Origin of the sequence: Lysinibacillus sp. FSL K6-4013, from assembly GCF_038630435.1 — a bacterium.
In the GTDB taxonomy this organism is placed as follows: Bacteria; Bacillota; Bacilli; order Bacillales_A; family Planococcaceae; genus Lysinibacillus; species Lysinibacillus boronitolerans.
On record NZ_CP152031.1, the window covers coordinates 1,554,946 to 1,581,383 of the forward strand.

A 26,438-nucleotide genomic window follows, 5' to 3' on the forward strand; every position below is an offset into this window, starting at 1 on the left:
AGGGGATATGTCTGATGAAAGAACATGAAGTGGTGGCAGTCATAACAGGGGGTGCCTCTGGGTTAGGAGAGGCAACCGTTCGGAAATTGGTAGGGCAGGGTGGCAAAGCGATTATTTTTGATCTGAATGATGAGCGTGGACAAGCTCTAGTGGAGGAATTAGGTCAAAATGTCCTTTATGCACGAGTGGATGTCACAAAGGAAGAGGACGTGGCGGCAGGCCTAGAGCAGGCTGTTGCAGCTTTTGGTAAGGTCAATGTTGCAGTGAACTGTGCTGGCATAGCAGATGCGAGTAAAGTTATTTCAAAGCGAGGTATACATGCCCTTGCTCTATTTGAAAAGGTGATTACGGTTAATTTAGTTGGTACATTTAATGTCATTCGTCTAGTTGCGGATAAAATGCAGCATAATGAGCCAAATGAGGATGGACAGCGTGGCGTCATTATTAATACCGCGTCTGTGGCTGCATTTGATGGGCAAATTGGACAAGCTGCTTATAGCGCGTCAAAAGGGGGCGTAGCGGCGATGACGTTACCGATTGCAAGAGAGCTTGCGGAAATCGGTGTCCGAGTGATGACCATTGCGCCTGGATTAATTGAAACACCGATGTTTGCTTCGTTACCTGAGCCTGCAAGAACAGCCCTTGCTCAAATGACACCGTTCCCTAAACGACTTGGTAAACCTTCGGAATATGCTCTTTTGGTTGAAAGTATTATTCATAATGGCTTGTTAAATGGAGAGGTCATTCGATTGGATGGTGCCATTCGTATGCAACCAAGGTAACGGCCAATTCTCGTTTAAATTGTTTTAGTGTTGATCGTTTCAAAAAATCGTAGATGAAGGGAAGCGGTATAATGCATATGATGGATACACCTTTATTATTAACAAGTTTTTTGAATCGCGCAGAACGATTTTTTCACTCAAAGAAAATCTATTCTCGAACAAGTGCCACTACAATTCACGAATTTACGTATAAAGATTATGTCAAACGGACTCGCCGATTAGCTGATGCTCTGACGAAACTGGGTATGGAGCAAGGAATGAAGGTGGGCACATTTGCTTGGAACCACCATCGCCATTTGGAAGCTTACTTTGCTGTACCATGTGCAGGAGCCGTATTGCATATGATTAATATTCGATTATCCCCTGAGCATATTGCTTATGTCATCAATCATGCTGAGGATGAAATATTATTAATAGATGATAATCTCGTGCCATTGATTGCACCAATCGTATCTCAGCTAAAAACGGTGAAGCATTTTATTATTATGGGTGATGCTGTTGCGGTAGAAACTTTACCGATTCCAAATGCTCTTTCCTATGAAGCGCTACTTGCAGAGGCAGATGAACATTTCACATTCCCAGAAGATTTAGATGAAAATACACCTGCAGGCATGTGCTATACAAGTGCAACGACGGGCATGCCAAAGGGAGTAGTGTATACACATCGTAGTATTGTACTCCATAGTTTAGCAGCTGGTCTTGCCGACAGTATTGCGATTTGTGAGTCGGATGTAGTGTTACCTGTTGTACCCATGTTTCACGCGAATGCATGGGGATTACCATTTGCCAGTGTCGCATTTGGTTCTACACAGGTTTTACCTGGTCCGATGTTTACACCACAGCTATTGCTTGAATTATTTGATGTGTATAAAGTCACATTGACAGCAGGGGTACCGACCATATGGCTAGGCGTACTACAGGAGCAGCGTCAAAATCCTCGTGACCTATCGTCTATGCGATTAATTGTTTGTGGAGGTTCTGCCTCACCACTTGGTCTTGTTCGAGGTTTTGAGCAAGAACTTAATATCCCGTACATGACAGGTTACGGTATGACGGAAACCTCACCTCTTGTAAGCCTATCCACATATTTAACACATATGCAGGACTATACGGCTGATGAAAAAATGAATGTTCGGATAACACAAGGTATGACGATGCCTCTTATTGATACTAGGATTGTCAATGAAAATGGTGAAGTGCCTTGGGATGGTAAAACGATGGGAGAGCTTACAATTAGAGGCCCATGGATTGCCAATGCATATTATCAGGATGAACGAACGGAAGAGGCCTTTAAAGACGGCTGGCTTTATACAGGCGATATTGCAGTGATGACAACAGATGGCTATATAAAAATCACCGATCGTACAAAGGACTTAATTAAGAGTGGTGGCGAATGGATTTCTTCAGTAGAGCTTGAAAATGCATTAATGTCCCATCCAAAGGTCTTTGAGGCGGCTGTTATTGCCATTCCACATGAAAAGTGGTTGGAGCGACCATTAGCTTGTGTCGTAGCAAAGCCAGAGTTTAAGGATTCGATTACTAAAGAAGAATTACTAGAGAGTCTACAGCAACAATTCCATAAAACATGGATTCCTGATGATATTGTCTTCATTGACGAGGTACCGAAAACGTCTGTAGGTAAATTCTTAAAGGCTAAATTACGAGAAGATTTAAAAGAATACCGCATACAAGTCTAACGATAATGGATAGAATGAAGGTGGTCAAAACTACCTTCATTTTTTATTGGAATAAATTCCTGAAAAATGAAACTATTTTTTCCATTTTGCCGTATAATCGTAATAACGAAAGGAAGTGAAGGGATTGTCAATTGCCATTGTAGCGATAATTGGAGGCGTCATTATTTCTTTAGCTGGAATTTTTACAGACGCTCGTACTAGACAACAAAAAATAAAACTGAAAGCTGTTGAAAAAGAAGTAGAATTAGAAAAGCTTAGGTTAGAAACGTATACGATTGAGACAGAAAAAATGAGACTTGAATTAGAACAGTCGAAAGTATTACTTTTAGAGGAAAAACAAAACGCAAGCAAGTAGATTTGCTTACATGAGAAAGACTATTTCAGGATTGGGACTTTTCCGCTATAATGGTAATACGACGCTAGAGGGGAAGATGACCATATGTCTGATTATGAACAGTTTATAGAAGGTATTAAGCGCAAAACAGGAATAGATTTAGCGTTATATAAAGAAGCGCAAATGAAAAGACGATTAACCTCTCTTTATGAGAAAAAGGGCTATCGTAATTTTGTAGACTTTCTAAAGGCACTTGAACAAGATCGTGATTTAATGAATGAATTTTTAGATCGTATGACGATCAATGTTTCTGAATTTTATCGCAATGGAAAGCGCTGGGAAGTATTACAAAAGAAAATATTTCCGAAGCTCTTACAAACTAATAAGCGTTTAAAAATTTGGAGTGCTGCTTGTTCGACAGGAGAAGAACCCTATTCTTTAGTAATGGTTTTATCTCAATTGGTGCCTTTATCTCAAATTCAAATTATTGCCACTGATTTAGATGAGAATGTGATACAAAAGGCGAAGTTAGGTGTCTATCCTGAACGCTCTTTAGCAGAGGTGCCAAGTGATATTAAAGCAAAGTATTTTGAGCAAGAAGGCTCCTTCTATCGGGTGAAGGATGAAATTAAGCGTTGTGTAACCTTTAAGAAACATAATTTATTGAATGACGCTTATGACAGCAATTATGATTTAATTGTTTGTCGCAATGTCATGATTTATTTTACAGAAGAAGCGAAAGATCAAATTTATAATAATTTTAGTAAAGCACTGCGCAAGGATGGCGTTTTATTTGTTGGATCGACAGAGCAAATTTTTAATCCAGCACGTTATGAATTTGATGTAGAAGACACGTTCTTCTATCGTAAAAATAATTAATAATATGGATGAAAAGCTTTGTACAAATGACACAATTGTACATATAGTTGACCAAGCATTAAACATAGATAATTCATACGCTTTTCGCTTATCATAAGCAAAGGCGTATTTTTTATAAAATTTAGCTAGTTGTTTTTTTACAACTTTCATTCAGAATATTCACATTTAGATCTATGAAAATGGTAACTACTTAAAAGACATTCGTAAAAGGACTGTTTTTTTAAAGAATATATGTTATAGTGAAAAATACATACTTTAGCGAGTTGAAGGGAGAAAGTGTTTATGCGTTACTTAACAGCAGGTGAGTCACACGGACCTCAATTAACGACAATTATTGAGGGTTTACCGTCACTCTTACCCATTACAGCAGAAAAAATTAATCACGATTTAAAACGTCGCCAGGGAGGTCATGGACGTGGGCGCCGTATGCAAATCGAAACAGATACAGTGGAGATTGTAGCTGGTGTTCGTCATGGTCAGACACTTGGATCTCCTGTTGCACTCGTTGTCACAAATGATGACTGGAAGCACTGGACTAAAATTATGGGAGCAGAGCCATTAGCTGATGATATCAATCCTGAAGATATCAAGCGTCAAATCTCTCGTCCTCGACCAGGTCATGCTGATTTAGTCGGAGGCATGAAATATGGTCACCGTGATTTAAGGAATGTATTAGAGCGCTCCTCTGCGCGTGAAACAACTGTACGTGTAGCAGTTGGGTCTGTGGCAAAGGCGTTACTTAATGAACTAGGCATTTCCATTGTTGCACATGTTACAGAGATAGTGGGAATCAAAGCCGATACATCTTTAATAGAAGGAAAAACAACAGAAGAAATTCGTGCCATTGTCGAAGCGGATCCTTGCTACTGTGTAGATCCAATCGCCTCTGCGAAAATGGTTGAGGCAATTGATGAAGCGAAAAAAGCTGGTGATTCGATCGGTGGTGTTGTAGAAGTCATTGTGGAAGGCATGCCAGCAGGTGTAGGGTCTTATGTACATTATGATCGTAAGCTGGATGCGAAACTTGCAGCAGCCATGCTATCCATTAATGCATTTAAAGGAGTAGAATTTGGACTTGGCTTTGAAATGGCACGTCGAAAGGGTTCTGAAGTGCACGATGAAATCATTTGGTCTGAAGAAGAAGGTTATACTCGTGCAACTAATCGACTTGGTGGCTTAGAGGGTGGTATGTCAACAGGTATGCCAATTGTTGTACGTGGTGTGATGAAGCCAATTCCTACTTTATATAAACCATTACAAAGTGTAGATATTGAAACAAAAGAGCCGTTTAAAGCGAGTGTTGAGCGCTCTGATAGCTGTGCAGTACCAGCAGCATCTGTAGTTGCAGAACATGTTATTGCCTGGGAAATAGCGAATGCAATTTTAGAGCAATTCCATAGTGATCAACTACCACAATTACAAGCTCAAATTGACGAGCATCGTCAATATACAAAGGGGTTCTAAGTTATGCGTGTACCAGTAGCAACAAAATCGCATCAATATGAAGTTGTTCTTGGGCATCAATTTCTAACTGAAGCTGTGGAGGCATTTGCTGATAAACTGCAAAAAGCGGATAAGCTCTTTGTGTTTACAGATGTCAATGTTTGGGCAGCACAGGGAGAGTACTTCAAAGCAAATTTCCCGTACCATTTTGAGGTCTTTATTTTGCCAGGTGGTGAAGCATGTAAAACCTTTGATCAATACAACGCAGCTCAAACATTTTTATTAGAGCAAAAATGCTCCCGAAAATCCTTCATTTTTGCCTTTGGAGGAGGAGCAGTTGGCGATTTAACAGGCTTTGTTGCGGCAACCTATATGCGTGGGGTTCCATTTATTCAAATTCCAACGACTATTCTAGCGCATGATTCCGCAGTTGGTGGAAAAACGGCCATTAATCATCCGCTAGGGAAAAATATGATTGGCGCATTTTATCAGCCAGAAGGCGTGATATATGATACAGCCCTTTTAGAAAGCTTATCAGAGCGTGAGGTACGTTCAGGAACAGCAGAGTTAATTAAGCATGCCATGATTTCTGACCCGACCTGGCTAGAGGAATTAATGACAGGAGATTCGGTGATTCATTTTAATCAAAATGAACTAGCAAAGCAGTTAAAAAAAGGAATTGAAGTGAAAGCACAAATTGTTGCTGAGGACGAAACAGAGCAATCCGTTCGAAAGTTTTTAAACCTAGGCCATACATATGGACATGCCATTGAGGCAGCTGCGGGTTATGGCAAAGTGGCTCATGGTGAGGCGGTTATGATTGGACTCGTCTATTGTCTTCTATTGAGTGAACGATATGGAGAACTCGATCGTACGTTCACCCAATCCTTTTTACAGTTTGCGATAAAAAACGGCTATCCTTTTAAGGCTGTGAGTGATTATTCATTTGAACAATTATCTAGCTACCTAATGAAAGATAAAAAAGCGGAATATGGCATTTTACAATTCGTTCTTTTGGATAAAATCGGAAAACCTTTTGTCAAAGCTATTGATTTAGAAGAATGTCAAGAAATAGATGCTGAATATAGACAGTTATTAGCGGAGGTGCTTGTATGATTCGTGGACTTAGAGGAGCAATAACAATTGAATCTGACAAGCCAGAGCTTGTATGGGATGAGACAGCAAGATTAGTGCGTGAGGTTGTGGCAGCAAATAATGTGGACATTGATGATATCGCATCGATCCTCATTTCAACAACGCCAGATATTACCTCAGCATTTCCTGCTCGTGCAGTACGCTTGATGGATGGCTGGCAATATGTCCCTGTTATGTGTACACATGAGATGGATGTGCCAGAAGCGTTACCATTATGTATTCGTGTATTAATACATGCAAACGTAGAGGTTGCCCAAAAAGATGTAAAGCACTTGTATCTCAATGATGCAGTGAAATTAAGACCAGATTTGGCCCAGGCTAAATAAGTAGAGGAGATGTTTTAGATGAAGTGGAAACAACAATTGGACGGTATGCAAGCGTATAAGCCAGGTAAACCAATTGAAGAAGTACAACGTGAATATGGCTTAAAGGAAGTTATTAAATTGGCGTCGAATGAAAATCCATTCGGGTGCTCACCTAAGGTAACAGCTTATTTACAAAATAATGCAGTGAATCATGCACTTTATCCAGATGGCTATGCACAAAACCTACGTACTGCTGTGGCAAATCATCTAGGTGTGAAAGAGACACAGCTTCTTTTTGGTAACGGCTCTGATGACATCATTGCTATTATTACTCGTGCTCTGTTGTATCCAAGGGTAAATACGGTTATGGCCGACCCTTCCTTCTCTCAATACTGGCACAATGCTGAAATTGAAGGTGCTGAAGTACGTAAAGTGCCTTGTCAAGATGGAGCACATGATCTAGAGGCAATGTTGGCTGCAATTGATGACCAAACTTCTATTGTTTGGGTATGTAGTCCAAATAATCCGACTGGCGTTGTCATTCCTGATGCTGCATTGCGTGCCTTTCTTGCAAAGGTTCCAAGCGATGTCCTTGTCGTGCTTGATGAGGCATACATTGAATATGTTACACATCCAGACCACAAGGATACGTTACCAATCATTGATGAATATCCGAATGTTCTTTTACTGCGTACATTCTCTAAAGCTTATGGCTTAGCTTCGTTCCGCGTTGGCTATGCAATTGGCCAACCTGATGTTATTGCTAAGCTAGATCCTGTTCGTGCACCATTCAATAATACAATCTTAAGTCAAGCTGTTGCTGCCATTGCGCTCAGTGACCAAGAATATATTGAAGCCTGCCGTGAAGCTAATGAAATAGGCAAAAAACAATATGTAGAATTTTGTGAAAAGCATAATTTAAAATACTTCCCATCTGATACAAACTTTATTTTCTTTGATACTCATGCTGATAGTGATGTTGTTTTCCAAGAGCTGATGAAAAGAGGCTTTATTGTGCGCAGTGGTAATGCATTAGGGTTACCAGGATTTATCCGTGTGACAATTGGAACAGAGGCTCAAAATGCAGCATTACTTAGCCAACTTGATGAAGTGTTAAAACAACAAGGGGTATTTGCATGACACGCAAAGTACTCGTTATAGGGCTTGGATTGATCGGTGGTTCTATTGCCCTTGCTTTGCAAAAAGCACCTGAAACAAAAATTATTGGCTATGACATGGACGCACAAACACGTGAGCATGCGAAAACATTAAATATTGTGCATGATATTGTCGCAGATCCACTGGCTGTTGTGGCTGAGGTTGATGTTATTATCTTCGGGACACCCGTTAATGCAACACTGGATTGGATGGAGCAATTAAAATCATGGCCATTGAAAAATAAAGTCATCGTAACAGATACAGGGAGTACAAAAAAATTAATTATGCAAAAAGCCAGCGAATTACGAGAACTTGGCATAACGTTTATTGGTGGACATCCAATGGCGGGGTCTCATAAAAGCGGTGTGCTGGCTGCTAAGGCGCATCTTTTTGAAAACGCATATTACATGCTTACGCCACTCGCTGGGGAAGAAATTGTTCATATGTCACAGCTTGAAAGTTTGCTGAAATTTACCCATGCAAAAGTAGTCAGTGTATCTGCCAGTGAGCATGATCACATGACAGCGGTGGTGAGTCATTTTCCACATGTTATCGCGGCCTCCCTTGTCCATCAATTAGGTGGCGAAAATGGGGAGTACCCAATGACACGTTCTCTTGCAGCAGGAGGTTTTCGTGATGTGACACGAATCGCCTCTTCGAACCCCATCTTATGGCGAGATATTACGCTGCAAAATCGCGAGGAGCTCCTCACGCAATTAGATGGCTGGGAAAAAGAAATGACGCGCATTAAGAAACTGCTAATGGAGGGTTCTTCACAGGATATTGAAAACTATTTTGCAGTTGCTAAAGAACTGAGAGATGAATTACCGATTAGTGCAGGGGCTATGTATACACCATTCGACCTCTATGTTGATGTTCCTGACTATCCAGGTGTTATTTCTGAAGTGACGGGCTTTTTAGCGGATGAAGCAATTAGTATTACGAATCTACGCATTGTTGAATCACGAGAAGATGTTTTCGGTATTCTAGTCATTAGCTTCCAAAGTGAAAATGATCGCGAACGTGCTGCAGCCTGTATTCAAAAACGAGCAAATTTCGAAACGTATATTTCTTAGCATAAGAAAGCGTCGGCATTTCGGCGCTTTCTATCTTCATATTGGAGGGAATAAAGTTCATGAGTGAAAAAGTATTGCAATACAACAAGCCTTCTTTACAGGGCTCTTTAACCGTTCCAGGCGATAAATCTGTATCCCATCGCTCTGTGATGTTTGGTGCCATTGCTAGTGGCACAACGACAGTAGAGGGCTTTTTACTAGGTGAAGATTGTTTAAGTACAATTGATTGCTTCCAGAAACTTGGCGTTCAGATTGAGGTGGAAGGGACAAATGTAACCATTCATAGTCCAGGGATGGAAGGCTGGCAGGAGCCGACAGAAGTGTTATATACGGGTAACTCTGGTACAACAACACGCTTAATGCTAGGCATTTTAGCTGGTTCTACTGTTCATTCTGTCATGACAGGAGATGCATCCATTGGAAAACGACCAATGCGACGTGTTATAGATCCACTGCGTCAGATGGGTGCACAAATTACAGGGCGTGCAGATGGACAATATACACCACTAGCCATTCAAGGTACAAAATTACAAGCCATTGATTACAAGATGCCTGTAGCAAGTGCACAGGTGAAATCTGCTATTTTACTAGCGGGCTTGCGTGCTGAAGGAACAACCATTGTTAGAGAAATGGATGTTTCGAGAGATCATACAGAGAGAATGCTGCGTCAATTTGGTGCACATGTAGAAGTAGATAATGGCGTAGTATCCATTGAAGGAGGCCAAGCTCTCAATGGGACGCATGTTTCTGTGCCAGGAGATATATCATCGGCTGCCTTTTTCTTAGTGGCAGGAGCCATTTGCAAAAATAGTCAGCTAACACTAAACAATGTGGGCATTAATCCAACACGTGATGGCATTATTGAGGTGCTGCAAAAAATGGGCGCCACGATGACGGTAACGCCGAATGACGATAATCAAGCTGAACCTACAGCAACAATCCAAATCGCGACCTCTTCTTTAACTGGTACAGTAATTGAGGGGGACATTATTCCTCGTTTAATTGACGAAATTCCAATCCTTGCATTACTCGCTACGCAAGCACATGGTCAAACGATCATTAAAGATGCCGAGGAGCTAAAGGTTAAGGAGACTGACCGTATCACGGCTGTTGTGACTGAATTGAAGAAACTTGGTGCCCAGATCGAAGCAACAGAAGATGGTATGATTATTGAGGGACCAACGCCTTTAAAAGGAGCAAACCTTCAAACATATGGCGATCATCGTATCGGCATGATGGGTGCTGTTGCAGCTTTAATAACAGATGGAGCTGTTACACTAGAGGATGCACAATGTATTGCTGTATCCTACCCATCGTTTTTTGAGCATATTGAGGCAGTGAAGTAACAATTAAAGAGAGGCTCTCCAAGCTTTTGGGGAGTTTTTTCTTGTTTCAGAAGTAAATGTTTTGTAGCATAAAGGTATCAACGAAAGAATAGGTGAATGACTGTGAACAATGCGATGACTGAAATGATGCAAGCACTTGAACAAGGGGATTTAGCATTAATAGATCAGCTACTAGAATCATTTTTAATGAAGGAGCTACCCGAGGAGATCTATGCACTAGCGGAGATTTTTATGCAGTATGGGTACATGAAGGAAGCTGACCGTGTGCTGGAGCATTTGCAATTTTTATTCCCAGAAGAAGCACAGTTAAAAATAGATCATGCCAATGTCCTAATGGAGCTTGGTAATGAAGATGAAGCATTAGATTTATTATTAGAAATTGAAGAAACCTCCCCAGAATATCCACAAGCGTTATTGGTGTTAGCCGATTATTATCAAATGCAAGGGTTATTTGAGGTTGCAGAAAAGCGTATAAATGAAGCACTAGCGATTTTACCAGACGAGCCATTATTGCATTTTGCAAAAGCCGAGCTTTTATTTGAAACAGGCCGTTTTTTAGAGGCAGCAAGACTGTATGAGGACTTATATGAGCAGCAAAATGAATTTGCTGGTATTCCACTTGTCGAACGACTAGCGGAGGTTTATCGTGCAGGGGCAGCCTATGAGACGGCATTCGATTATTATGTCAAAGCCCTTGAAGATGAAGTAAAGCCCGATATTTTATTTGGAGCTGCTTATTCAGCCTTCCAGTCACAAAAATACGAGATGGCTATTAAACAACTAGAGGAATTGAAAGAATTAGATCCTGATTACTTCTCAGCCTATTTATTGCTTGCGGAGAGCTATGCAATGACAGAGGATAATCAAAAAGCGTATGCGGCCATTCAAGAGGGGTTAAAGCGTGATGAATATGATAAATCACTTTACTTATTCGCTGGTAAAATGGCCTTGAAAAATGGTTTGCCAGAAGAAGCTGAGCAACATCTGAGAGAAGCTATAGCGCTCGATCCTGAATATATGGAAGCGGTACTGGCACTTATTTCTGTGTTTGGTCAACAGGAGCGCCATGAGGATGTAATCGAGCTATTTGAGAGATTACAGCAAAATGATTTTGAATGGAGCACTTTATATCCTTTTGCGGCAGAGGCATATGAAAATTTAGAATTGTACGACCGTGCATACGAATTTTACCGTTTGGCATATAATGATTTTAAGGAAGACGCAACATTTTTAGAAAAATATGTTTACTTTTTATTAGAAGAAGGAAAGCGTTCAGAGGCAAAAGAGGTTCTTAGACAATTAATCAACATTCAACCGGGTGAACCAGAGTGGCAGGAGAAGTTAGAAACCTTAGAATTTGAGTAAAGGAGGGAGTGGGTATGACTGCTTCTGTATCAGTTGTTGATAAAAAAGCATTTGTTCGATGGTTTTTAAAAAATTATCAATTGAAACGTCGTGAGTGTGTATGGATTTTAAATTACTTATTAAGTAATGATGACTTATTAAAAAGAATCCGCTTTGTGGAAGAAGCTCACTATTGTCCTAGGGCAATGGTGATGTCAACAGTAGACTCAACTGGTGTGCCTTTTCGTTTCTATAAAGGCAATGTGATGACGGCAGATGCTGAGAAGTCTTTCCATGATTTACGCTTACATGAACAAGAAGATATGTATATACAATTGAATTTTCCTAATATACCACCAAGTGCACAATACTTAGCAGTTCTTGAAGAAAACCCTTATATGCCAGAAACACTGCTCGTCAGTGAAAAAGATCGTGTACTGGCAGAAGAGCTGCTTTCCAATAGCTTACTCGTATTCCAAGAAGAGAAATTACTCGCACAAATTGATGAAGCCCTCGACCAGGGAGATAAAGCGCGTTTTTATGAATTGTCTAATTTGTTACAAGCACTAAAGGAAACGGCTAATTTACGTTAATCATAGGTAAAATTTGAATGTCCTTTATCCACTTCAATATGGTAACATTACTAGTGAATGATTGTTTTCACTTTTAATTGGGTATCCTATTGAAGAGTGGATAAGGGATTTTATTTTGCAATAAAAGGAGGTTTGTTGGATGTATTTTAATGCAAACGATGTGACATCGTTTATGGCACAGAAGGATTTCATTGATACTGCAATTGTTCCACTCGTATCCATTGATCTATCTTCTGAAAAAATGAAACAGAGTGGTGCGGAAGTAGATTTTGTTATGTCTTTAACTTCATTTATAGAGCAACAGTTCAAAGGCCGTTTACTAGTCATGCCACCATTTTCTTATATGACAACTTTAAAAAACGACGATTTACCACAGCAATTAGAAGCACAATTACATAATGCTGGATTTAAGCATGTGTTCTTCATTACTTGTGACCATTATTGGACAAAGAGTGGAGAGATAGTCAATATGATTTGGTTACCAGCGATTCCGTTAGAAAGTATGGATGCCAGTGTGAAAAAATCCATTCTAGAAGATCAATTACGTCAAGTGATTCCAATGCTTTCGACTAAATGGGCACAGATTTAACAATTAGTTTCAATAAATGTTCACATTCTCCAGCTTTCCACAGAATGCTATATTGACCAAGCTATGGACTTGATATATCATATATATGTCCTAGTATTACTATTTGTAAAAGTATGTCCGTTGGACTGACCTTTAAGTTAGAGGGGGGAAAATAATGAGTAATAATCGAGTTTCACGTCGTCAATTTCTTAGCTATACACTAACTGGTGTAGGTGGATTTATGGCGGCAAGCATGTTAATGCCAATGCTTCGATTCGCAATTGATCCAGTGTTACAAAAACATGATGGTGGAGATTTTGTAAAAACAGAGCATAAAATCGCTGATCTCACTGATGAACCTGTTAAAGTTGACTTTTCATTCGAACAAGTTGACGCATGGTACAAATCGGATGTTACAAATGTAGCGTGGGTATACAAAAATGGCGACCAAATAGTAGCCTTATCTCCTGTTTGTAAGCATTTAGGATGTATGGTGAATTGGGGAGGAGATTCAGCACACCCAGAACAATTCTTCTGTCCTTGTCATGCTGGACGTTACGAGAAAAACGGTAAAAATGTACCAGGAACACCACCTACAGGTCCGTTGGATGAATATGAAGTTAAAGAAGAAGATGGTTACTTATCAATTGGTCCAACTAAAGCAAACACTCTAGTTAAGTAAGGGGGTACAAAACAGTGCTAAATAAAATTTATGATTGGGTCGATGAACGCTTAGATATTACACCGATTTGGCGTGATATTGCTGACCACGAAGTGCCTGAGCACGTAAACCCTGCACACCATTTTTCAGCATTCGTTTACTGTTTTGGTGGATTAACGTTCTTCATTACAGTTATACAAATTCTATCTGGTATGTTCCTAACAATGTACTATGTACCAGACGTTGTGAATGCCTGGAAATCAGTTTATTATTTACAAAACGAAGTAGCATTTGGTGAAATCGTCCGCGGTATGCACCACTGGGGAGCTTCATTAGTAATCGTAATGATGTTCTTACATACGCTTCGTGTATTCTTTACAGGTTCTTATAAGAAACCTCGTGAATTAAACTGGATGGTTGGTGTAGGTATTTTTGGTGTAATGATGGGTCTTGGCTTTACAGGATACTTATTACCTTGGGATATGAAAGCATTATTCGCTACTAAAGTAGGTATCGAAATTGCTGCATCTGTACCGTTTATCGGTTCAATGATTAAAGTATTATTAGCGGGTGACACAACGATTCTAGGTGCTCAAACGTTAACACGATTCTTTGCGATTCATGTATTCTTCTTACCTGCAGTATTGTTTGGGTTACTTGCAGCGCACTTTATCATGATTCGTCGCCAAGGAATTTCAGGACCGTTGTAATTGTCTTGACGGTTCGATGATCTTTAAAAGGAGGGGACACTATGCATCGCGGAAAAGGAATGAAATTTGTTGGTGATTCTCGTATTAAAGCGAATCACAGAATGCCGAACGTTCCAAAGGATTATTCCGAATATCCAGGTAAGACGGAAGCTTTCTGGCCAAACTTCTTACTGAAGGAATGGATGGTTGGTGCTGTATTCTTAATTGCTTATTTATTATTAACAGTTGCTCATCCATCGCCACTTGAAGGGCCGGCAGATCCAACTAGAGCATATACACCACTACCGGACTGGTACTTCTTATTTATGTATCAACTTTTAAAATACTCATTTGCTTCTGGTCCATACAATGTAATCGGAGCTATTGTAATTCCAGGTCTTGCATTTGGAGCGCTATTATTAATGCCATTTTTAGACAAGGGTCCAGAACGTCGTCCATCTAAACGTCCGTTACCGACTGCGTTTATGTTATTAACTTTGGCTGCTATGTTCTACCTAACTTGGGAGTCAGTTGTTAACCACGACTGGGAAGCTCAAAAAGCTATGGGTGCAATCGTTGAAACAGTTGAGTTCGATAAAGAATCAGAAGGTTATAAAATCTATGCTGGTTCTGCATGTATTACATGTCACGGTGAAGGCTTAGAAGGTGGAGCAGGTGCGCCATCTCTAATGAACACAGGTTTAACAGCTGATCAAATTAAGGACATTGCTCATAATGGTTCTGAAAGTGGTAAAATGCCAGCAGGATTATGGACAGGTTCAGATGAAGATCTTCAAAAACTTGCTGAATTCATCGAAAGCTTAAAAGCAGAGTAATAGTAAAAGAGTCAGGAAACTGGCTCTTTTTTTTCTACCTTGTTATACTATTGGGACTGGAAGCCATACAAAAAGGTTCCCTTGTATAAAGGATTTTAGCGAAAGATGTCGAAAAAACATTTATTCTTGAAACAAGTAAGCGAATTAAAACAATAAAATAACACATATTGATGGTGAGGTACAATTGAATTATACATAAATAATGGATTGTTTTTATCGGAAGGAGTTAACATCATGCAACTAACAAGAGCAAATATTTGGTACCTTCTGACCCATAAATCATTCTTGATTGCACTGCTAATTATTAATCTACTAGGTACAATTTATGGCTATTATTGGTATGGGTGGCAGCTCGCCATCACGGAGCCTATTTTTTATATTTTTGTTCCAGATAGTCCGACAGCCAGTTTATTCTTTTGTTTTGTGTTGCTTGCTTGGATTATGGGGAAAAGCTGGCCACTAATGGAAGTACTTGCCCTTGTTACGTTGGTGAAATATGGCTTATGGGCAGATGTGATGAATATTTGGACATTAATTGAAACAGGTTCTATTGGCTGGCAGGGGTGGATGCTAGTTGGTTCACATTTTGCCATGGCTGTACAAGCTGTACTATATATGAGGAAATATGTCTTCACTTATTGGCATGTTGTGATAGCAGCTGTTTGGACACTGCATAATGATGTCATTGACTATGTATTTGGGCAAATGCCTATGTATCGAGATTTAGCCAATTACACAAGCTATATTGGTTACTTTACATTCTGGTTATCAATTGCATGTATTTTACTTGCCATTTTCTCAATTAGGTGGCGCAAATATTTGCCGAATTAGGGTATAAATTATAGAATTATAGTATCGAGGTAGAAAGGGGTTAGAAAATTGTCAACGAGCATGTATATTGTTTATTTTGTGATTATTATGCTGCTTCCACTTTATGCTCAAATGAAGGTAAAGGGTACGTATAATAAATTTGCAAAGCAACGTACAATGAAGGGGCAAACTGGTGCAGAGGTAGCGCGTGCGATTTTAGATGCAAACGGCTTATATGATGTACGAGTTGTGCCAACGCAAGGTGTGTTGTCTGATCATTATAATCCGGCAACCAAAACAGTGGCTTTATCCGAAAGTAACTTTTATGAAGCAAGTGTTGCAGGTGCTGCGGTTGCTGCCCATGAGGTAGGTCACGCCATCCAACATAAAGAAGCTTATTCGATGCTTACATTACGTAGTAAGCTAGTCCCAGTAGCAAATATTTCTTCAAATGCGTCTTGGATTTTCGTAATGATTGGTATTTTTGCAAGTAGTACGAATTTCTTGCTATTAGGTATCATATTATTAGCAGCAGGTGTTGTTTTCCAATTAGTGACACTTCCGGTGGAGTTTGATGCCTCCAAGCGAGCATTAGTTCAAATGAATTCACTTGGTATTATTACAAATGAAGAAGAACGACCAGCACGAAAAGTATTAAGTGCTGCAGCATTAACTTATGTAGCAGCGGCAGCGGTAGCTGTACTAGAGTTATTACGTTTAATTTTAATTTTTACCAATATGCGTAGCGACGACTAAGAAAAAACTTGTTATAGTGGTGCACCACTATAGCAAGTTTTTTATCTTCGTATGCTTAATGAAGGGGTTGCTTTTGATCGTCTAGTGTGAAGCCTTCTCCTGCCACATCTCGTACTTCAATGATGGAAACAAATGCGTGAGGATCAACTTCATGCACAATAGATTTTAACCGTACAACTTCATTGCGACCAATCACACAATAGATTACCTCTTTAGGTTGTTTGGTAAAATGACCATGTCCTTCTAAAATTGTGATACCACGCTCCATTCGAAGAGCGATTGTTTCAGCAATGGCTCCAGACTTTTCCGATATGATGAGCGCACCACGAGCAGCATAGGCACCTTCTTGTACAAAGTCAATGACACGGGCTCCAACAAATACGGCTACTAATGTATACATCATCGAACGGGCATCCAAGAACGTCAGCCAAGAAAGGATGATGACAATGGCATCGAAGACAAACATGGTTTTCCCCATACTCCAGCCAAAATATTTATGCCCTAGTCGTGCCAAAATATCGACACCACCTGTAGTGCCACCGAAACGAAAGACAATCCCAAGTCCCAATCCAACAAAGACACCAGCAAAAAGTGCCACAAGCAACATGTCATCCTCTAAATGGATAGTAAATTGATATTTTTGGAAAATTTTTAGAAAAAGAGATACGGATAAAGTGCCAACAAGCGTATAGACAAATGATTTTTTTCCAAGTAATCGATAACCTATGATAAACATGGGAATATTTAATAACAGGTTCATTAAGGCGGGGTCCCATCCTAATGTAAAATATAGTATGAGTGTAATCCCACTTAGTCCACCTTCACCCAGTTGATTTTGGATGTTGAAGTGAACAAAGCCGAAGCTGAAAACGGCTGCTCCGAGCATAATCGCGATAATATTACGAATTTTAATCTGTTTTAGCATTTGACCTCCTGTAGTTCCAAACAAATGAAGTAGTGTTATCTATTATCTGACATTTTATTGGTTTTGACAACAATGGTGTAAATTTTATACGATGGTAAATAGGAGTGTGATTTTTATGGCAGATCAACTAACAATGCAAGCATTACAACAACGTGTCGATGACTATATAGGTCAATTTAAAGAAGGATATTTTCCACCATTCGAATTACTTGCACGTCTAACAGAAGAATTAGGTGAACTTTCACGCGAAGTTCAGGATGTCTATGGACAAAAAAAGAAAAAGAGTACTGAGGATACAAACAGTATAGAAGAGGAGCTAGGAGACTTTTTCTTTGTACTTGTCTGTTTTGCAAATGCCCAAGGTATTAAACTAGATGAAGCACTTTTACGCGTCATACATAAATTTGAAACTAGAGATAAGGATCGTTGGACTAGAAAGGATGAAGAATGATGTCGATTCGTGTAGCTATTGCGGGAGCAAGAGGAAAAATGGGAGCTGAGGCTGTACATACGGTCATGAAACATGACAAAATGGAATTAGTAGCTGTACTAGATTATAAGGAAGTAGGAAAAACTTTAGCTGATTTAGATATGTTTCCAGCAAGCTATACAGTGCCTATATTTACAGAAATGCATGATCTTGTAGAAGCAACTGCACCGGATGTACTAGTGGATTTAACTAATCCACATGCAGTCTACAAACATACGAAGGAAGCACTGAATTTAAATGTACGACCTGTAATTGGTACAACAGGATTTACAGATGCACAACTAGAGGAATTATCAGCCATGGCCAAAGAAAAAGAGTTAGGTTGCATTATTGCACCAAACTTTGCGATTGGTGCTATCCTAATGATGAAGTTTGCAAAAGAAGCGGCCAAATACTTACCAGATGTAGAGATTATAGAAATGCACCATGATCAGAAGCTTGATGCACCATCTGGAACGGCGGTGAAAACGGCACAGTTAATACAAGAAGTCCGTACGTCAAAGGCACAAGGACATCCAGAAGAGAAAGAAACCATTGAAGGTGCAAGAGGTGGAGACTTTGACGGTATGCGCATTCACTCCGTACGTTTACCTGGATTAGTGGCACACCAGCAAGTATTATTTGGAGGGGATGGGCAGCTACTAACGATTCGCCACGATTCATTAAACCGTAATTCTTTTATGTCTGGTGTTGCTTTTTGCATAGAAGAGGTTATGAAAATGGATCAGCTTGTTTATGGTTTAGAAAACATCATCTAAAGATTGGGATGGAAGCTATATGAAAATCGCATTGATTGCACATGATCGTAAAAAAGATAATTTAGTACAGTTTGCTATTGCTTACCAAAATATTTTACAAGAACACACGCTATATGCTACCGGTACAACAGGACAACGTGTCATCGAAGCTACTGGTTTGGAGGTTACACGTTTTCGTTCAGGACCACTTGGTGGCGATCAACAAATTGGTGCAATGATTGCCAATAATGATATGGACATGGTGGTATTTTTCCGTGATCCATTAACAGCACAACCACATGAGCCAGATGTTTCTGCACTAATCCGTCTTTGTGATGTTTACCAAGTGCCACTGGCAACAAATATGGGAACAGCAGAGATATTACTAAAAGGCCTACAAGAAGGCTTTGTGGATTGGAGACTGATACAAGAAAGACGAAATTAACAAAAGACGTGATTCAGAAAGGATGATCATCGAATGAAAAAGCTAAAAATCGGCATTACCTGTTATCCTACAGTTGGTGGCTCTGGTGTCATCGCAACAGAATTAGGCAAAATGCTTGCAGAAAGAGGACATGAAATTCATTTCATCACCTCAAGCGTACCATTTCGATTGAATAAAATTTATCCAACCGTCTTTTTCCATGAAGTCGAAGTTAATAATTATTCAGTATTTCAATATTCTCCATACGATATTGCATTAGCGAGTAAAATGGCAGACGTCATCAAGGATGAAGAGTTGGATGTGCTGCATGTGCATTATGCTATCCCACATGCAGTATGTGCGGTGCTAGCACGTGAAATGAGCGGTCGAGACATTGGCATCGTCACAACCCTTCATGGTACAGATATATCGGTGCTTGGGCAAGATTCTACGCTCTCACAGGCCATTAAGTATGGGATTGATAAATCTGATATTGTGACAACCGTGTCACAGGCATTAAAAGAACAAACCTATGAACTGATTGATACAGTAAAACCAATTGAAACGATTTATAATTTTGTGGATGAACGCGAATACTTCCCACGAAATTCAGGAAACTTAAAAGAGCAATTTGGTATTCAAGAAGATGAAAAAGTCCTCATTCATGTATCCAACTTCCGTAAAATAAAGAACCTTCCACACATTGTAGACGCCTTTATGAAAATCCGTGCCAACATGAAAGCAAAGCTCTTATTAGTAGGGGATGGCCCAGAAAAGCATCGTGTCATGGACCAAGTAAAAGGAAGTCCGTATATGAAGGATGTTTTATTTTTAGGGAAACAAGAAAACTTAGCTGAACTGTATGCGATTAGTGATCTTAAGCTATTATTATCACAGCAAGAATCGTTTGGACTGGTGTTATTAGAGGCGATGGCTTGTGGTGTACCTTGTATTGGATCAAATGTAGGTGGTATTCCTGAAGTCATTGAGCATGGCGTTGATGGCTATATCGTGGAATTAGGGGATACAGATGCAGTTGCGGAGTATGCAACCCATTTATTGCAAGATGAGGAACAATTACTGCGCTTCCGAGAAGCGGCCATCCGTGCAGTAAGTGAAAAATTCCACTCATCCAAAATTGTGGAACAATATGAAAATCTGTACGAGAAGGTTGCGGAAAGAAATCATGCAAAACAATAAAGAATGGCAAGCAGCCTATTCAGTCATTGAACAATTAGAACAAGCAGGCTTTGAAGCGGTTATTGTTGGTGGAGCTGTAAGAGATGCTTTACTCGATCGTCCTGCCCATGATGTAGATGTGGCTACAAATGCCTTGCCTGAAGAAGTAAAAACTGTGTTTCAAAAAACTGTAGATATTGGGATTCAGCATGGGACGGTACTTGTTATCGTACCCGCTGGACCTGTGGAAGTGACTACCTATCGGACAGATGGGGAATATACAGATCATCGAAGACCACAGAATGTCCATTTCGTTCGATCTCTAAAAGAGGACTTACAACGCCGAGATTTTACGATGAATGCCATTGCCATGCGTCGTGATGGCTCTTTTGTAGATTATTATGGTGGACGTCAAGATATTGAAAAGCGCGTGATCCGTGCGGTAGGAGAGGCAGAAAAACGGTTTGCAGAAGATGCTCTACGGATGCTTCGAGCGATTCGCTTCTCTGCACAGCTTGATTTTACGATTGAGGCGAATACATTAGCAGCCATACAGCAAAGGGCTGCTGATTTGACCTTTATTGCCAAAGAACGCATTAAAGCAGAGCTTGATAAGCTTTGGGTAGGACAAACCGTTTTTGGGGGTATACAAAAACTAGAGGACAGCGGATTAGCGGCCTATTTAACAGGTGATTTTCAAGCTGCGCAATGGCGTAATTTCCAAACACAGGATGCTCTTCTTGGTTGGGCATACTTTGCCTTACTACAAGGAACGGCATGGCGTGAGGTAGTGCGCGATTATCGATTATCTAATAAGGAAATGGCGTTTATTAAATCCGTTTTAACCGCTTTTGAGGCTTTAAAAGATGGTTGGACAAATCGTCATTATTTTATCTATACAGAGGAAGAGCTAGTGGCTGCGCAATATTTTGCACGACTTCTCCAATTAGATGCTTCAATCCCTCAACAATCTATTCGAGAATTACAGGCAAAGCTACCGATTCAACATAAGCAAGAATTAGTGGTGAATGGGGCTGATTTACTGAAATGGTCTGGCAAAAAAGGTGGACCGTGGGTAAAAGCCACATTGGATGATCTGCTGACAGCCATTCTTCATCATGAGCTTCAAAATGATCGACAACAGATTAAAAGCTGGCTTGAGCAGCAGGATCTTACTTAAAGCCAAATACATGATAGTCAAAAGCCGTCTCTCATTTTCGGGAGATGGCTTTTATTAAATTCCCCATCGTTGGTGGTCATTTACGTTAATTTACAGTATGATTAAGACAAAATAAGTTACATAACAAGAGTACAGTTAACTAAAGGATTGATGTGAAGATGACAAATTCCATAAAGGACGAAATTTTAAAAAGAATATTGGCTGCTGATGGAGAAGCGGTTTCAGGTCAGGAGTTAGCAGATTCTCTTGGTGTCTCAAGAACCGCTGTTTGGAAGCATATGCAAACATTACAAGAGGAAGGGTATACATTTGAAACAATTAAGAAAAAGGGGTATGTATTGACAGGCGTACCAAATAGCTTGAGCCCTACACAGATTGAGCTTTTTTTAAAGACAGAGCATTTTGGACGTGAGATCCATTATTATGATGTAGTTGATTCTACACAAACGATTGCACATAAGCTTGCACAGGAAGGAGCCCCACACGGTACGATTATCATTGGTGAGGAGCAAACAGCGGGGCGTGGTCGTATGGCTCGTCCTTGGGAGTCTGCACATGGGACAGGTATTTGGATGACCGTTATCGTTCGGCCAGATGTTACGCCCCAACAGGCCTCATCCTATACACTTGTGGTGGCAGTAGCTGTCACGATGGCCATTAAAACCTTATATAAACATGTAGAGCCAGCGATTAAATGGCCTAATGATTTATTGATTAATGGAAAAAAATGTACGGGTATTTTAACAGAAATGCAGGCTGAGGCGGATCTTGTGCAAGCTTTACTTGTTGGAATTGGCATAAATGCGAACCAAGCAGCAGCTGACTTTTCACCTGAAATCGCGGATATTGCCACTTCATTACGATTAGAGGCAGGGGAAGAAATCAATCGTGCAGCACTTGTGGCCTCTATCTTACACTATTTAGAACAGTTTACAGAGCTATATGTCAAAGAGGGGTTTGCGAGTCTAAAAACACTATGGCAGCAATTGTCCTGTACAATTGGTCAACGTATTGAGGTAACGACGATACGCGAACGTTTTGAAGGGGTTGCAAGTGGCATTACAGACGATGGTGTCCTACAGCTGACGCAGGATGATGGAACGATTCGCACGATCTATGCGGGAGACATCAAACTATTATAAAAAGAAGCTGCGAGTAACGTTCATACTTGCAGCTTCTTTTATTGTCTATTCTTTATTTTAGTGACACATCTATATCACCATGTGATAAGGAAACATTCAGTTGGTGCTCACCCTTCGTTACTTGAGTCACGGTGCCACTTTGTTCTTCATCATTAATGGTCACATCACCGAAATCTGTTTTGAGAGCATAGCCTACATCACTTTGTTTGTTTTGTAAGTGAAGCGTTGTATCGCCAAAACTTGAGGTAATGGTTGATTGGCCATTTAATGTGCCATCTATATCGATATCTCCATGCTCGCTCTCAATAGTCAAGCCGTTACTAGTAAGTTTCTGAAGCGTCAAATCACCAAAGGACTGCCTAATCTCTGTTTTGTCACCAGTCGAGTTATTGAAAGTAATATCTCCAAAATCCTGGATGAGATGAAGCTGCTGATACTGTAGCCCATGAATGGCTGTATCGCCAAAATTACTGTCTATCACAATCGCCTCTATTTTTGTATCTTTTGGGACATAGAGTTTGATTGAAGGGGAAGAAAGGTTACCGAAGCCAAATTGAATACCATCCTTTTTCTTTGCCATTGTTTTGATGGTTAAAGTTCCGTTATCAATATGATATGTTACATCTTCTTGCTCAAGGACCTTTGTGTCTAATTTATAGTCACTATCACTTGCAACAATTTCCACATCTCCATAATCATTTACGATATTAATACTTGTGAATGCATCTAAAGCATGTGACTGACTTATTAATTTAGTATTACTTGGGACGTAAAGCCCCTCTGAATCTTTTAGAATCAGCCAGCGACCCCCTGAAAAATAGCCAATCAATGCAAGTAGAATGCCTAATGCAATCATTGTCATGGCAATAAGGGTATTTTTTGACGTCATTTTAGAAGTCCCCCTTTTTTCGCTTCTTTGTCATTTTGTGGAATAGTCTGCCTAATGTTTCAACAGAGACAACAACGGTTTTCTTGATAACACGAGCAACAACTGGGAACAGTAAGACTCCCAAGCCCGTTACGATTAACCCGACACCCATAAAAAGCAGTGCAGTCGGCCAATGCTCTGTTAAAATTAAGAAACCTGAAATGATCGCCACAACGCCACCGACAAAAATACTCATAACAGTTGCGACAATAGCAAAGATTAAGCTGATAATGACTGCGCCAAATGAAAAAATGAGTGCAATGGCTGTTGCAAGTAATGGCAATGAAAGGGGCGCAGACAGTATAGCTAGAATAATGAGCCAAATGGCAGACATATTCTTTTTTGTTGATTTTGCCGAGGAGGTTTCTAAATCCTTTAATGCGAAATCAGCTAATATTTGTGAGGCGACATGTGAAGGAGAGCCAAGTTGTGAAATGACCTGATGTTCATTTTCCTCTCCAGCTTCCTCAAAGTATTCTTCATAATAGGCAAGCGCAGCGTCTAACTCATGCGCAGGAAGCCGACGTAATTTTCCTCGTAGCTGTTTCAAATAGCTTGCTCTATCCATCTAAATTCCCTCCTAAAAGTACACAATCAACCTTTTCCTTATACATTTGCCATTCTTTTAATAGCTCTAATAATCGTATACGTCCTTGCTCTGTAATTTGATAATAGCGTCTATTTCTACCTTGATAAGGCTGATCGTACGTTGTTAAGTAATGCGCTTTTTGTAAGCGGCGTAATACAGGATACAGTGTAGACTCTGAAATCTCCATGACTGATTGTACCTGCTGTGTTAAAGAATAACCGTAGGCGTCCTCTTTCTCAACAATAGCCAGTACACAAGCATCAAGTAAAGCTGAACCAAGCTGAAATGTCATCTTTTCACCTCACATGTAATACCTATACTTCATTTTATATTATATGGCATATAGTATGGGGATAGTATATGACGTATAACATGGAATGTCAATTCTAAAAGAAAATTTTTTCCAATGTTGTTAGACGAAGATATTGTAAGAAAATAATATTTGAAGATTAGTAGGAAAATCTGTTATAGTATGTGCGAAGGGCAGTATCCATTGTGAACGGCACCTTCAAAAACGCAATAGACTATACTACCAAATATCTGCCTTGATCTTTTAGACAGGGACGGAAGAAAACGATACGTTCAAATATAGCTTTCATTTTGCAAGCTATTGCCTCTTTATGGGGTCTTTTTATCATTGAACGACACACTACCCTTCTGTCCATTTTCGACACAGAAGGGTTTTTCTGTTTTCTTCCTTTAAAAAAGGAGGACTACAAAATGAAAACGACAACAGATTTTTTAAAGATGAAAGCGGCAGGCGAGAAAATCGTGATGGTAACAGCCTATGATTATCCAGCTGCTAAATTCGCGGAAGAAGCTGGTGTTGAGATGATACTAGTCGGGGATTCACTTGGAATGGTCGTGCTTGGCTATGATTCTACAATGCCTGTGACTGTAGCGGATATGGTTCATCATGCAAAAGCAGTAAGACGAGGGGCAAAGGATACGTTTATGGTCGTTGATATGCCATTCGGTTCTTATCATGGCGATGTCAATGAGACACTAAAAACAGCCATTTCGATGATGCAGCAAACAGGAGCAGATGCTTTAAAGGTTGAGGGGGCAGGAGAGGTTATACCTGTCATTCGTAAATTAACGTCAGCTGGTATTCCAGTAGTAGCTCACTTAGGCTTGTTGCCTCAATCAGCGGGCGTGCTTGGTGGCTATAAGGTACAAGGAAAAACAGCTGAACAGGCTGCTACACTGCTTGAAGAAGCAAAACAATGCGAAGCGGCTGGTGCATGTGCAGTCGTATTAGAATGTATTCCTCATCAGCTGACAGAGATCGTTTCAGCTAGTCTTGTTATTCCAACCATCGGCATAGGCGCTGGTGTTGAGGCTGATGGACAAGTGCTCGTGTATCATGACATGCTAAGCTACGGTTCGCACCATGTACCGAAATTTGTTCAACAATTTGCTGATATGGGCAAAGAGGTAAGCACGGGTATAATTCGTTACGTAGAAGCGGTGAAAGCGGGTACTTTCCCCGCTCCAAAGCATTTCTTCACAATGAAAGAGGAAGCGTTAGATCAGCTATATGGAGGCGTTAAATGATGAAGGTCGTTACGACGATACAGGCATTAGCCAAAGAAATTCAAGCAGCTAAGCAGTCTCAAAAAACGATTGGACTTGTTCCGACAATGGGCTATTTACATGAGGGTCATTTAACATTAGCACAAACAGCTCGTGCAGAAAATGATGTCGTTGTAATGAGTATTTTCGTCAATCCAACGCAATTTGGACCAAATGAAGATTTTGAAAGTTATCCTCGTGATTTGCCTAGAGATACTGCATTAGCTGAATCTGTCGGTGTGGATATTGTGTTCGCACCAAGTGTGGAAGAAATGTATCCCCAAGATGGAGGGATTCGCCTACATGCAGGTGAGCAGGCCACGATTCTTTGTGGTGCGAGTCGCCCTGGTCATTTTGATGGTGTTTTACAGGTTGTCTCTAAATTATTTCATTTAACAATGCCAAATCGAGCTTATTTCGGGCAAAAAGATGCGCAGCAGGTTGCGATTATTGCGACGATGGTACGTGACTTTAATTTCCCTTTAGAAATACGTGTAGTCCCAATTGTACGCGAGGAGGACGGTTTAGCAAAATCTTCACGTAATGTCTATTTAAGTGGGTCAGAGCGACAAGAGGCTCCAGCGATCAATGAAGCATTGCAGTTGGCACGCGATAGCTTTTTAGCGAATGGTGATGCTGATAGCGCACTTGCTAAAGCAAAAGCTCATATTCAGACAAGAACACATGGCCGAATTGATTATATTGAATTATTAGCCTACCCCGATTTAACACCAGTGACAGCTACAACACAGCAAGTCTTGTTAGCAGCAGCTGTTTATATAGGTAAAACACGTTTAATTGATAATTGTATTTTTACTGTGAAAGAGGGATTATAAA

General features: G+C 40.1%; 30 protein-coding genes. 26 read left to right on the forward strand and 4 right to left on the reverse strand.

The genetic code is table 11. The features are described 5' to 3' along the window. The first annotated feature begins 14 nt into the window (after positions 1-14). The 18 genes from MHB39_RS07475 to MHB39_RS07560 all read left to right on the forward strand — a co-directional run bounded on the left by MHB39_RS07475 (position 15) and on the right by MHB39_RS07560 (position 16,432). Complete coding sequence (locus tag MHB39_RS07475; RefSeq protein ID WP_036077701.1) at positions 15-782, forward strand: 3-hydroxyacyl-CoA dehydrogenase; 768 nt, start codon at positions 15-17, stop codon at positions 780-782. Positions 783-853: 71 nt separating this feature from the next. Continuing rightward, positions 854-2,479: a long-chain fatty acid--CoA ligase gene (locus MHB39_RS07480; protein ID WP_016994412.1), complete on the forward strand. Its 1,626-nt coding sequence runs from the start codon at positions 854-856 to the stop codon at positions 2,477-2,479. Positions 2,480-2,603: 124 nt separating this feature from the next. Then, entirely contained in the window at positions 2,604-2,834 is a 231-nt protein-coding gene (locus MHB39_RS07485; RefSeq protein WP_016994411.1) for a hypothetical protein, read from the forward strand. 84 nt (positions 2,835-2,918) lie between these two features. Further along, positions 2,919-3,692 (forward strand): protein-glutamate O-methyltransferase CheR, encoded by a 774-nt coding sequence (locus MHB39_RS07490; RefSeq protein WP_036077697.1) that lies wholly within the window; start codon positions 2,919-2,921, stop codon positions 3,690-3,692. A gap of 282 nt (positions 3,693-3,974) precedes the next feature. Further along, entirely contained in the window at positions 3,975-5,156 is a 1,182-nt protein-coding gene (aroC, locus tag MHB39_RS07495) for a chorismate synthase (RefSeq protein ID WP_004232644.1), read from the forward strand. Positions 5,157-5,159: 3 nt separating this feature from the next. Beyond that, entirely contained in the window at positions 5,160-6,251 is a 1,092-nt protein-coding gene (aroB, locus tag MHB39_RS07500) for a 3-dehydroquinate synthase (protein ID WP_339280734.1), read from the forward strand. Continuing rightward, entirely contained in the window at positions 6,248-6,616 is a 369-nt protein-coding gene (gene aroH / locus MHB39_RS07505) for a chorismate mutase (RefSeq protein ID WP_004232646.1), read from the forward strand. Before aroB ends, aroH begins: the two co-directional genes overlap by 4 nt. 18 nt (positions 6,617-6,634) lie before the next feature. Continuing rightward, positions 6,635-7,735 carry a histidinol-phosphate transaminase gene (hisC, locus tag MHB39_RS07510; protein WP_339280735.1) on the forward strand — a complete coding sequence of 367 codons (1,101 nt, stop codon included), beginning with the start codon at positions 6,635-6,637 and terminating at the stop codon, positions 7,733-7,735. Beyond that, positions 7,732-8,829 (forward strand): prephenate dehydrogenase, encoded by a 1,098-nt coding sequence (locus tag MHB39_RS07515; RefSeq protein ID WP_342546139.1) that lies wholly within the window; start codon positions 7,732-7,734, stop codon positions 8,827-8,829. Before hisC ends, MHB39_RS07515 begins: the two co-directional genes overlap by 4 nt. 59 nt (positions 8,830-8,888) lie before the next feature. Beyond that, on the forward strand, positions 8,889-10,175 hold the full coding sequence (aroA, locus tag MHB39_RS07520; protein ID WP_342546141.1) for a 3-phosphoshikimate 1-carboxyvinyltransferase: 1,287 nt from the start codon (positions 8,889-8,891) through the stop codon (positions 10,173-10,175). A 96-nt stretch (positions 10,176-10,271) separates the two neighbouring features. After that, a complete protein-coding gene (locus tag MHB39_RS07525; RefSeq protein ID WP_342546142.1) occupies positions 10,272-11,540 on the forward strand; it encodes a tetratricopeptide repeat protein in 1,269 nt (422 codons plus the stop codon). Between the two features lie 14 nt (positions 11,541-11,554). Beyond that, positions 11,555-12,112 (forward strand): ReoY family proteolytic degradation factor, encoded by a 558-nt coding sequence (locus MHB39_RS07530; RefSeq protein WP_342546143.1) that lies wholly within the window; start codon positions 11,555-11,557, stop codon positions 12,110-12,112. 139 nt (positions 12,113-12,251) lie between these two features. After that, on the forward strand, positions 12,252-12,701 hold the full coding sequence (locus tag MHB39_RS07535) for a DUF2487 family protein (RefSeq protein WP_312124535.1): 450 nt from the start codon (positions 12,252-12,254) through the stop codon (positions 12,699-12,701). A gap of 154 nt (positions 12,702-12,855) precedes the next feature. Further along, complete coding sequence (locus MHB39_RS07540; protein ID WP_342546144.1) at positions 12,856-13,362, forward strand: ubiquinol-cytochrome c reductase iron-sulfur subunit; 507 nt, start codon at positions 12,856-12,858, stop codon at positions 13,360-13,362. Positions 13,363-13,376: 14 nt separating this feature from the next. Then, a complete protein-coding gene (locus tag MHB39_RS07545) occupies positions 13,377-14,051 on the forward strand; it encodes a cytochrome b6 (RefSeq protein ID WP_008181573.1) in 675 nt (224 codons plus the stop codon). A 41-nt stretch (positions 14,052-14,092) separates the two neighbouring features. Continuing rightward, positions 14,093-14,866, forward strand: coding sequence for a c-type cytochrome (locus MHB39_RS07550; RefSeq protein ID WP_342546145.1), 774 nt, complete (start codon positions 14,093-14,095; stop codon positions 14,864-14,866). 234 nt (positions 14,867-15,100) lie between these two features. Continuing rightward, positions 15,101-15,697, forward strand: a complete 597-nt coding sequence (locus MHB39_RS07555; RefSeq protein ID WP_016992616.1) for a DUF1405 domain-containing protein — start codon at positions 15,101-15,103, stop codon at positions 15,695-15,697. A gap of 60 nt (positions 15,698-15,757) precedes the next feature. Then, on the forward strand, positions 15,758-16,432 hold the full coding sequence (locus tag MHB39_RS07560; RefSeq protein WP_036077718.1) for a zinc metallopeptidase: 675 nt from the start codon (positions 15,758-15,760) through the stop codon (positions 16,430-16,432). A gap of 55 nt (positions 16,433-16,487) precedes the next feature. On the opposite strand, the gene MHB39_RS07565 is transcribed toward MHB39_RS07560, so the two are convergent. Beyond that, positions 16,488-17,357: a YitT family protein gene (locus tag MHB39_RS07565; RefSeq protein WP_004232676.1), complete on the reverse strand. Its 870-nt coding sequence runs from the start codon at positions 17,355-17,357 to the stop codon at positions 16,488-16,490. A gap of 115 nt (positions 17,358-17,472) precedes the next feature. Between MHB39_RS07565 and MHB39_RS07570 the strand changes: the two genes are divergently transcribed. The 6 genes from MHB39_RS07570 (at position 17,473) to MHB39_RS07595 (ending at position 22,509) form a co-directional block, all read left to right on the forward strand. After that, entirely contained in the window at positions 17,473-17,808 is a 336-nt protein-coding gene (locus MHB39_RS07570) for a nucleotide pyrophosphohydrolase (protein ID WP_036077682.1), read from the forward strand. Further along, a complete protein-coding gene (gene dapB / locus MHB39_RS07575; protein ID WP_036077681.1) occupies positions 17,808-18,605 on the forward strand; it encodes a 4-hydroxy-tetrahydrodipicolinate reductase in 798 nt (265 codons plus the stop codon). Before MHB39_RS07570 ends, dapB begins: the two co-directional genes overlap by 1 nt. Positions 18,606-18,624: 19 nt before the next feature. Then, positions 18,625-19,029 carry a methylglyoxal synthase gene (mgsA, locus tag MHB39_RS07580; RefSeq protein ID WP_036077680.1) on the forward strand — a complete coding sequence of 135 codons (405 nt, stop codon included), beginning with the start codon at positions 18,625-18,627 and terminating at the stop codon, positions 19,027-19,029. A 33-nt stretch (positions 19,030-19,062) separates the two neighbouring features. After that, positions 19,063-20,208, forward strand: coding sequence for an N-acetyl-alpha-D-glucosaminyl L-malate synthase BshA (gene bshA / locus MHB39_RS07585; RefSeq protein ID WP_016992614.1), 1,146 nt, complete (start codon positions 19,063-19,065; stop codon positions 20,206-20,208). After that, entirely contained in the window at positions 20,195-21,367 is a 1,173-nt protein-coding gene (locus MHB39_RS07590; RefSeq protein WP_342546147.1) for a CCA tRNA nucleotidyltransferase, read from the forward strand. The genes bshA and MHB39_RS07590 overlap by 14 nt, the downstream gene beginning before the upstream one ends. A gap of 158 nt (positions 21,368-21,525) precedes the next feature. Then, positions 21,526-22,509, forward strand: coding sequence for a biotin--[acetyl-CoA-carboxylase] ligase (locus MHB39_RS07595; protein WP_036077677.1), 984 nt, complete (start codon positions 21,526-21,528; stop codon positions 22,507-22,509). Between the two features lie 52 nt (positions 22,510-22,561). Here MHB39_RS07595 and MHB39_RS07600 read toward each other — a convergent pair whose 3' ends face one another. The 3 genes from MHB39_RS07600 to MHB39_RS07610 are packed head-to-tail and all read right to left on the reverse strand — an operon-like array spanning position 22,562 to position 24,318. Next, positions 22,562-23,398: a DUF4097 family beta strand repeat-containing protein gene (locus tag MHB39_RS07600; RefSeq protein ID WP_036077674.1), complete on the reverse strand. Its 837-nt coding sequence runs from the start codon at positions 23,396-23,398 to the stop codon at positions 22,562-22,564. Position 23,399: 1 nt separating this feature from the next. Next, complete coding sequence (locus MHB39_RS07605; RefSeq protein WP_016992608.1) at positions 23,400-24,005, reverse strand: DUF1700 domain-containing protein; 606 nt, start codon at positions 24,003-24,005, stop codon at positions 23,400-23,402. Beyond that, positions 23,998-24,318, reverse strand: a complete 321-nt coding sequence (locus MHB39_RS07610) for a PadR family transcriptional regulator (protein WP_004232706.1) — start codon at positions 24,316-24,318, stop codon at positions 23,998-24,000. Before MHB39_RS07610 ends, MHB39_RS07605 begins: the two co-directional genes overlap by 8 nt. A gap of 428 nt (positions 24,319-24,746) precedes the next feature. Here MHB39_RS07610 and panB point away from each other — a divergent pair, with 428 nt between their 5' ends. Then, the gene (panB, locus tag MHB39_RS07615) at positions 24,747-25,583 is read left to right on the forward strand and encodes a 3-methyl-2-oxobutanoate hydroxymethyltransferase (protein WP_342546149.1); all 837 of its coding nucleotides are present in this window, start codon (positions 24,747-24,749) and stop codon (positions 25,581-25,583) included. After that, positions 25,583-26,437 (forward strand): pantoate--beta-alanine ligase, encoded by an 855-nt coding sequence (gene panC, locus MHB39_RS07620; protein WP_342546896.1) that lies wholly within the window; start codon positions 25,583-25,585, stop codon positions 26,435-26,437. The genes panB and panC overlap by 1 nt, the downstream gene beginning before the upstream one ends. Position 26,438 lies beyond the last annotated feature (1 nt).

What these genes read in the sequence shown, in the direction of transcription:
- MHB39_RS07475 (WP_036077701.1), top strand. Translation starts at nt 15, where the DNA reads ATGAAAGAACATGAAGTGGTGGCAGTCATAACAGGGGGTGCCTCTGGG.
- MHB39_RS07480 (WP_016994412.1), top strand. Translation starts at nt 854, where the DNA reads ATGCATATGATGGATACACCTTTATTATTAACAAGTTTTTTGAATCGC.
- MHB39_RS07490 (WP_036077697.1), top strand. Translation starts at nt 2,919, where the DNA reads ATGTCTGATTATGAACAGTTTATAGAAGGTATTAAGCGCAAAACAGGA.
- aroC (WP_004232644.1), top strand. Translation starts at nt 3,975, where the DNA reads ATGCGTTACTTAACAGCAGGTGAGTCACACGGACCTCAATTAACGACA.
- aroB (WP_339280734.1), top strand. Translation starts at nt 5,160, where the DNA reads ATGCGTGTACCAGTAGCAACAAAATCGCATCAATATGAAGTTGTTCTT.
- aroH (WP_004232646.1), top strand. Translation starts at nt 6,248, where the DNA reads ATGATTCGTGGACTTAGAGGAGCAATAACAATTGAATCTGACAAGCCA.
- hisC (WP_339280735.1), top strand. Translation starts at nt 6,635, where the DNA reads ATGAAGTGGAAACAACAATTGGACGGTATGCAAGCGTATAAGCCAGGT.
- MHB39_RS07515 (WP_342546139.1), top strand. Translation starts at nt 7,732, where the DNA reads ATGACACGCAAAGTACTCGTTATAGGGCTTGGATTGATCGGTGGTTCT.
- aroA (WP_342546141.1), top strand. Translation starts at nt 8,889, where the DNA reads ATGAGTGAAAAAGTATTGCAATACAACAAGCCTTCTTTACAGGGCTCT.
- MHB39_RS07525 (WP_342546142.1), top strand. Translation starts at nt 10,272, where the DNA reads ATGACTGTGAACAATGCGATGACTGAAATGATGCAAGCACTTGAACAA.
- MHB39_RS07530 (WP_342546143.1), top strand. Translation starts at nt 11,555, where the DNA reads ATGACTGCTTCTGTATCAGTTGTTGATAAAAAAGCATTTGTTCGATGG.
- MHB39_RS07535 (WP_312124535.1), top strand. Translation starts at nt 12,252, where the DNA reads ATGTATTTTAATGCAAACGATGTGACATCGTTTATGGCACAGAAGGAT.
- MHB39_RS07540 (WP_342546144.1), top strand. Translation starts at nt 12,856, where the DNA reads ATGAGTAATAATCGAGTTTCACGTCGTCAATTTCTTAGCTATACACTA.
- MHB39_RS07550 (WP_342546145.1), top strand. Translation starts at nt 14,093, where the DNA reads ATGCATCGCGGAAAAGGAATGAAATTTGTTGGTGATTCTCGTATTAAA.
- MHB39_RS07555 (WP_016992616.1), top strand. Translation starts at nt 15,101, where the DNA reads ATGCAACTAACAAGAGCAAATATTTGGTACCTTCTGACCCATAAATCA.
- MHB39_RS07560 (WP_036077718.1), top strand. Translation starts at nt 15,758, where the DNA reads ATGTATATTGTTTATTTTGTGATTATTATGCTGCTTCCACTTTATGCT.
- MHB39_RS07565 (WP_004232676.1), bottom strand. Translation starts at nt 17,357, where the DNA reads ATGCTAAAACAGATTAAAATTCGTAATATTATCGCGATTATGCTCGGA.
- MHB39_RS07570 (WP_036077682.1), top strand. Translation starts at nt 17,473, where the DNA reads ATGGCAGATCAACTAACAATGCAAGCATTACAACAACGTGTCGATGAC.
- dapB (WP_036077681.1), top strand. Translation starts at nt 17,808, where the DNA reads ATGTCGATTCGTGTAGCTATTGCGGGAGCAAGAGGAAAAATGGGAGCT.
- mgsA (WP_036077680.1), top strand. Translation starts at nt 18,625, where the DNA reads ATGAAAATCGCATTGATTGCACATGATCGTAAAAAAGATAATTTAGTA.
- bshA (WP_016992614.1), top strand. Translation starts at nt 19,063, where the DNA reads ATGAAAAAGCTAAAAATCGGCATTACCTGTTATCCTACAGTTGGTGGC.
- MHB39_RS07590 (WP_342546147.1), top strand. Translation starts at nt 20,195, where the DNA reads ATGCAAAACAATAAAGAATGGCAAGCAGCCTATTCAGTCATTGAACAA.
- MHB39_RS07595 (WP_036077677.1), top strand. Translation starts at nt 21,526, where the DNA reads ATGACAAATTCCATAAAGGACGAAATTTTAAAAAGAATATTGGCTGCT.
- MHB39_RS07600 (WP_036077674.1), bottom strand. Translation starts at nt 23,398, where the DNA reads ATGACGTCAAAAAATACCCTTATTGCCATGACAATGATTGCATTAGGC.
- MHB39_RS07605 (WP_016992608.1), bottom strand. Translation starts at nt 24,005, where the DNA reads ATGGATAGAGCAAGCTATTTGAAACAGCTACGAGGAAAATTACGTCGG.
- MHB39_RS07610 (WP_004232706.1), bottom strand. Translation starts at nt 24,318, where the DNA reads ATGACATTTCAGCTTGGTTCAGCTTTACTTGATGCTTGTGTACTGGCT.
- panB (WP_342546149.1), top strand. Translation starts at nt 24,747, where the DNA reads ATGAAAACGACAACAGATTTTTTAAAGATGAAAGCGGCAGGCGAGAAA.
- panC (WP_342546896.1), top strand. Translation starts at nt 25,583, where the DNA reads ATGAAGGTCGTTACGACGATACAGGCATTAGCCAAAGAAATTCAAGCA.